This is a genomic window from Clostridium sp. MCC328 (genome assembly GCF_018785465.1).
GTDB lineage: Bacteria > Bacillota > Clostridia > Lachnospirales > Lachnospiraceae > Pilosibacter > Pilosibacter fragilis.
On the sequence record NZ_WQPW01000141.1, the window covers coordinates 125,834 to 132,878 of the forward strand.

General features: G+C 44.0%; 4 protein-coding genes. All 4 read left to right on the forward strand.

The window, feature by feature from the left end:
- The first annotated feature begins 20 nt into the window (after nucleotides 1-20).
- The 4 genes from GPK83_RS16405 (at nucleotide 21) to GPK83_RS16420 (ending at nucleotide 6,813) form a co-directional block, all read left to right on the forward strand.
- Nucleotides 21-1,301, forward strand: a complete 1,281-nt coding sequence (locus GPK83_RS16405) for a hypothetical protein (protein ID WP_215630926.1) — start codon at nucleotides 21-23, stop codon at nucleotides 1,299-1,301.
- 20 nt (nucleotides 1,302-1,321) lie between these two features.
- Nucleotides 1,322-1,786: a PrgI family protein gene (locus GPK83_RS16410; protein ID WP_215630927.1), complete on the forward strand. Its 465-nt coding sequence runs from the start codon at nucleotides 1,322-1,324 to the stop codon at nucleotides 1,784-1,786.
- 98 nt (nucleotides 1,787-1,884) lie between these two features.
- Nucleotides 1,885-4,476: a DUF87 domain-containing protein gene (locus GPK83_RS16415; protein ID WP_215705316.1), complete on the forward strand. Its 2,592-nt coding sequence runs from the start codon at nucleotides 1,885-1,887 to the stop codon at nucleotides 4,474-4,476.
- Nucleotides 4,477-4,713: 237 nt separating this feature from the next.
- Entirely contained in the window at nucleotides 4,714-6,813 is a 2,100-nt protein-coding gene (locus GPK83_RS16420) for a TasA family protein (protein ID WP_215705317.1), read from the forward strand.
- The last annotated feature ends 232 nt before the right edge of the window (nucleotides 6,814-7,045 follow it).

Sequence of the window (7,045 nt, forward strand, 5' to 3'; positions counted from 1 at the left end):
AAAGGAGGAATGATAAAAATATGAGATTGATTAAAAAAATCCCGCTTCTTCTTGGCCTGTGTGTAACAATGACCGCTTTCGCACCTGTAAATGCATATGCCGAAAATGATCCCCCGGTGGATGAACTTATTACAAAGGCGAAAGAAATTTATCAGGACGCAGACTCAGCTCCAAAAAGAGATCGCATTGTAGAATTATTGGAAGAAAAACTTGATTCTGAAGATCTTAAAAAGGATCCAACTGTGGAAGGCGGATACAAAATCATCGATGAAATTTTAAAAGATGAAAAGGTGGATTTGGCAAATACCATGAGCGGCGCCAAAGTGCAATGGAAAAAATATTTTAAAGAAGAAGCCATGGCGTTAGGTGTTAATTTTGGATCAACAACTTACGAATCAGAAACAGGAGATGAAATAGTCAATGCAGGCGCAGGAGACAATGATGCAGTAGATGCTGGAGTAAAAGTCAATATTCTGACATGGAACCGTACAAAAGATGAACATGATACAGCGTTTAGTAAGGCCAATCAGGGCATGGTATCGAAATTATTGGAAAAGGTTTCGACAGGAATGGCTGGTTTTTCGGATAACATTCGGACTTTTGCGATTGCTCTGGCTATTACCTTTGGGGCTGTTAGTATGATGAACATGATTCAGGATAAAAACGCCAGCAATGAAGCTCTCAGTAGGGAGTTTATCAAACTGATGATTGGTGTTTGGTTCATTTATAACTATAAATTCTTTGCACTGCTCATTATTCGTGCCGGTACATTAATTTTGGAAAACGTCATCGTCGGGGTTCAAGGTTCATCGGGGGCTGCAGTAAAATATGCCCTTGTTAAAAGCTTTGTGTCCGTAATATCGCAAAACCAGTTAGCAACAATGGGATCAGACTGGGTAGCTGGTCTTGGTAACGTGGTCAGCGATCTTGGATCGGGATTAAGCGGTCTGTTTGGCAGCATCACTGGTTTATTTGGCAATGGACTGGTCCAGTTAGCATCTTCGCTGGTTGTTTATGCGGTTGCTATTGAAATCGCCATCCGTTACCTCTTTACCCCACTTGCTATTGCGGACCTGTACTCGGAGAAGTGGCGCAGCAACGGCTGGATGTGGTTAAAAAAACTTTTTGCTGTTTCCATGCAGGGTGCGGTCATTTTCCTGATCATTTATGTAACGGATATTTTTAAAGATAGCCTGGGTGCATCATTTTCTGTCATCACGAACACAGCCATTAACCTGACCATGATCGGTATGTTTGCAAAATCAAGACAGATTGCCAATGACATCATCGGCGTCCATTAAACAGGAAGGAGGAATGCACCATGATTATTATGCCGGTACCGAAAGATATCCGCAATGTAAAGGCAAAATTCATCGGACCGTTTACCAAACGCCAGACCTATGCGATTGTCCCGGCGGTTGTTGTCGGCTTGCTGCTGAATACATTTCTTGGAAAACTTGGATTGCCGTCTGACTTAAAAGTTGTCATTACCATCGCGGCAGTCAGTCCGATTATCGCATGTGGTTTTATTGATGTATGTGATATGCCGCTTGCCGTGTTTTTAAGAGACGTGGCAATCGTGAAATTTTTTGCTCCAAAATGTCGTCCATACGTCACGGAAAACACCTTCGACAAGCTGGCAAAGCAGAGCAAGATCACCTACGAATATTTCGATGGTGATGATAAGGAGTATACGGATAAAGAAATGAAGAAAAAACAGAAACTGAATAAAAAGAGGCTGGAAAAATATCTGAAAACCAATCCGGATATGAAACCAATCGATTAGAACCAGACCGGGATGCGCATCTGCCATCCCGGTTTTGCGATGTTGAACCGACAAAATTCCATAATTATCCAAAGAACAAACGAAAGGAGACCAAAGACATGTTCGGCAAAAATAAAAAAATGCAGTCAAACGCAGACGTCACCGACATTGGAAACGGAAGCAGCAGAATGAAAGCCGGCAGTAGCAGCGGACAGATCCAGGATTTTTCCGGCGATGTTGGCCGGATTGGGGCGGACAAACCCTTAAAAGAAAAGAAAAAAAATGCAGGACTGGCAAGTAAGGGTGCAAAATCTAAAAAGGCCCTCATCCAGTCTATCAGCGTTCCCAAAACCGTGCAGCAGTCTATTCCATACCGTAAAGTATATACAAATGGTATCATCGAGACGGAAGAAGGTATCTTTACTAAATGTTACCGTCTGACGGATGCAAATTTTAAAACAGCAACGCAGCAGACCCAGGAGGATATGTATTTTGCGTATGGGGATCTGCTTAATTATTTTTCACCGGATGTAAGGCCGCAGCTTCTGATTTTTAACCGCAGGATTGACATGGACAAGTTCAACCGCGAAACCCTGTTTGAGATGGAGAATGACGGGTATGACGAAATGCGCGAGGACATGAACTCGGTGCTGCGTTCCAAAATCAGCGAAGGACAGTCCAACATCACACAGGAAAAGTATCTGATCATTTCCATTAAGGCGGAAAACATCGAGTTGGCAAACGGTACCTTCTCCCGGGTGGATGGGGAAATTTCTTCCAGAATCAAGGCAATCAATGAACATACAACAGACCCGATGGAACTGCAGGATCGCCTGGAGCTTTTATACAACATTTATAACCAGGATACGGATGTCCCGTTCTTTAAAAAGATGAATATCGACGGCAAGGAAGCGAGGACCTTTGATCTCGGCTGGATGCAGTCACTGGGTCTGACGACTAAGGATGTGGTTGGCCCAAGTTCCATGGAATTTGAACGCGACTATTTGAGGCTGGGCGATAAATATGCGAGAGTTCTGTATCTCAGAGATCTTCCGACGCAGTTATCCGCTGAGATTTTAACGGATATCGCCAATGTTCCGTGTCAGGCTTTGACCAGCGTGCATTTCTCCCCAATGCGGCAGGATGAAGGTATCAAGCTGGTCCGCAACCAGATGTTGGAAATCAACCGTAATGTAGCGGAGGCCGCGAAGCGAAATGCCAAGGTCGGTCTTGGTTCCGACTTGATTTCTCCGGATTTGGAACAGGATCGCAAGGATGCCGCGAAAGCCTATGATGATATTACGGTACGTGACCAGAAATCCATCCTGATGACGGTGCTCGTAACCGTATTTGCGGATGATCTGGACGAACTTACAAAATTTACCAAGCTGGTACAGAACCGTGTCGAAAAACACCTCTGTAAGATATCGGTACGTACTTCTGACCAGGAAAACGGATTTAATTCCTGTCTCCCGATCGGATGTAACAAAGCACGGTTAAATCGTCTGATGAACACGGAGTCAGCCGCCCTTTTTATCCCGTTTGAGTCTATGGAGCTCACACAGCCACACGGAACCTTCTATGGAGTGAATGTGACGAGCAGGAACCTGATCATGATCAACAGGCTCCGGGGGCAGAACTCAAACGGTCTGATACTCGGTATGCCGGGTTCCGGTAAAAGTTTCACTGCGAAGCTGGAAATGGCACAGGCTTTTCTTTCCAGCAAACAGAACGAAATTTTTGTCATTGACCCGCAGGCTGAGTACCGCCCCTTATGCGAAGCACTTGGCGGCCAGGTAATCCGTATCGCACCGGGATCCGAAACCCATATCAATCCGTTTGATATGGATATTACATACGATGCGAAAGACGGAGATGATCCGGTTACGGTCAAGTCAGATTATATCTGTTCTATTTGCGCGTCTGCTATCAATGGCAGGGCAGGACTGAACCCGATTCAGATTTCCGTTATTGACCGCTGCGTCCGTCAGTTGTATGAACCGTATCTGGCGCATATGGAGGAGCTGAAGAGGAGAGGAATCAAAAAGACTTGCGACGCCAATGCCAGCCCAACGTTTATGGATTTCTACAAAATCCTCGGACGCCAGCCGGAGCCGGAAGCCCGTTATATCCAGATCGCGATTGAGAAGTATTGTCAGGGTTCCTACAATACGTTTTCCTTCCGGACAAACGTGGATACCCAGAACCGCTTCGTAACCTATGATATCCGCGATATCGGTACTGGTATGAACGAGATTGGCATGCAGGTGTGCCTGAATGATATTAAGAACCGCACCATCATGAACAGAAAAAGAAATATCCGTACCTGGATCTACATCGATGAGCTGTATATCCTGACGCAGTCCGCGTTATGCGCGCAGCAGCTACTTTATATGTGGAAACAATTTCGAAAGTATGGCGGCGTTCCGACCGGTATCACTCAGAACGTAGAAGACCTGCTGACGAACCGCGAGTCCAGAGGTATCATCAACAACTCGCCGTTCATCGTCATGCTGAACCAGTCCAACGAAGACAGACGGGAGATCGGTTCCATGCTTCATATTTCGGAATCGCAGCTGAACTATATCAAAAATGCGGAATCCGGACAGGGACTTGTATTTTGCAATGGCGCTATTGTACCATTTGTTAATAAATTTCCGAAAAATAATAAATTATATGAAATTCTATCAACTAACCCCAACGAAAATTGATAAATTTCAGACTATTTATGAAAATATCGATGCTTTTGTTTAATTCCTTTTATTTCCGAAACAAAGCAATCCACCTCAAACCAAAAACATATGGATTCACCCATTGAGATGCCGGAACAGGAATATGGTCCTGGAATGATCCGGGAAACCGAAGCAACAGATTCAACTTTTTGCGATTTATGAAGTATTTCTGCCCATAATTGTCCTGCAAGAAAAAAATGAAAGGAGATTTTTCATATGAGAAAATCAAAGAAGCAGCTGCTTCGGACACTGATTGCCTGTGGTCTGGTGGTTTCCGTGGCAGCGGGCGGCACCGTGGCCTATCTGACCGATGCCGAGACAGCCACCAACACGTTCACGGTCGGCAAGGTCAAGATTGACCTGGAGGAGCCGGGATATCCGGGAAATGACAGCAATGAGGTCAAAAACATCGTCCCGAATCAGGAGATCGTGAAGGATCCCCAGATCGAGAATACCGGCAACAACGATGCCCTGGTATTCTTAAGGGTAGAAGTACCGCAGGAGACATTTACGGAGCTGGATGCCGATAGTAATGTCGGTGAGAAGAAACTGCAGGATCTGTTTAAACTGAACAATGTCAGTGACCAGTGGGAACTGTTGCGGACGGAAACAGTGACCGGGGAAGGCGGGGAAGGCGGGAAAGCGAAGACATCCTACGTCTACGGTTATAAAAAGACCCTTGGTAAGGGCGCAACCACGGACAAGCTGTTCCAGAAGGTACAGATGAAAAACGCGGTGGAATCCGATTTGAGCGGTAACGTGGAAGACATCATCGTGACCGCCTGCGCCATCCAGGCAACGGATATCCAGAATGTGAACCTGACACCTGGCAGTGATGGAAATCTGAGTAAGGATGCTCTGGATCAGGTATACACCATCTTCCTGAACCAGTCCGGGAACCAGACAAGCCGGCCGTCGGATAAAGATGACCAGAATCCGACCGGGAAACTGGGCAAGATCAGTTATGCGCTGGATGGAGGTACTTTGGCAGATGGATCCTTGACGGAGTACGGAAGTGCCAATTATGGATACACACCTCCGGAACCGACGAAAGCAGGTTTTACGTTTGCTGGGTGGAGTCCAGCAAGCATTCCAGCAGACAGCACCGGAAACATAACTTTTACAGCTCAGTGGGAAGCAAACAAACAGTCCTATAATATCCATTATGTGTTAGATGGTGGAACGCTGACAGGAGAAAAGACAGAATATACATCTGATGATTATGGATACACCCCGCCGACGCCTACAAAGGAAGGCTGTAAGTTTACTGGCTGGAGTCCTGCGAGCATCCCTTCCGGAACCACAGGGGAGATTACTTTTACTGCTGGTTGGGAAGATACAAAGGCTAAGACGGCAACATTTTTACCGGGTAAACAATTTAATACAACATTGAGAGCAATTCAGACTCGCTACAAAACAAATATTAAGCGTCTCGAAAACTGGACGGAAAGTGAAGCACCGGATGCTCAGTATCTGATTTCTGGAAATATTGTATCTTCAGATGCTTCAGGAGTGCCAATATATGTGTTTGCTGAGGACTCAAGTGGAATTTATTACTGGTATTCAGAAGCAGAGAAATATTGTACGGATGTAAATTGCAATGAGATGTTCTCTGGTGGTTATCTTAACAACATGACTTATGTTGATTTTAGTAAATTTGATACTTCTAATGCTACCAGTATGGAACGAATGTTTTATCAAACACATATAACCAATTTGGATCTATCATCCTTTGATACAAGCAATGTAACAACATTCGAACAAATGTTTAGTAATGCCGAAAGCACAAGCATTGATACATCCAGCTTCAAAGGTAATAAAGTACAAAGCATGAAGCGAATGTTCTATCATGCTAGTGCAGTTAAAAGCATTGATTTATCACAGTTAGGTGGAACTCCTCAATTAAATGATTTAACCGAAGCATTTCGTAGTTGTACAGCAGCTACCAAAATAGATGTTTCTGGTATCACCACGAAGAAGGTTTCAAAAGCAAAGAGTGTATTTAACTATTGCCAAAATGTTACTGTACTGAATGTGTCTAATTGGGATACTTCTTTAATGCAGGAATATGAACTAATGTTTTATTGTTGCGAACATTTAACGGACTTGTATCTGGGTTCTGAATTTGGTCATGAGGGGGATATTGATGGATATGCACTGGCAGGCGATTATTCCACAGTTAATCAAGATAAGGCTTGGATAAGAGCAGTAAAAGTGCATGGAGCAAATGATTATGTAAAGGCTTTTGAAAGCGTTCTTGGACGTTTAGATGGAAGAAGCTACTATTACTATCAAATCTTTAACAACTTCGTATAAGAATGAAGTACTGAAAGCCAGGCATCAATTAAGGTGCTTGGCTTTACCTCAAAACTTACTTTTTAAAATCGCTCCATTTTGGATATTTCAAAATTTGTGAACCAAAGTGGGTTACAAAAATGGAACGAAATGGGTTACAAAAATGTACTGTTTTGGGTTACAAGAATTCCAAAAACCGTTATCCGCAAAATAGGTTAACATCAGTAGAATGCATTTTGGATATGTCCCCCAA

What these genes read in the sequence shown, in the direction of transcription:
- GPK83_RS16405 (WP_215630926.1), top strand. Translation starts at nt 21, where the DNA reads ATGAGATTGATTAAAAAAATCCCGCTTCTTCTTGGCCTGTGTGTAACA.
- GPK83_RS16410 (WP_215630927.1), top strand. Translation starts at nt 1,322, where the DNA reads ATGATTATTATGCCGGTACCGAAAGATATCCGCAATGTAAAGGCAAAA.
- GPK83_RS16415 (WP_215705316.1), top strand. Translation starts at nt 1,885, where the DNA reads ATGTTCGGCAAAAATAAAAAAATGCAGTCAAACGCAGACGTCACCGAC.
- GPK83_RS16420 (WP_215705317.1), top strand. Translation starts at nt 4,714, where the DNA reads ATGAGAAAATCAAAGAAGCAGCTGCTTCGGACACTGATTGCCTGTGGT.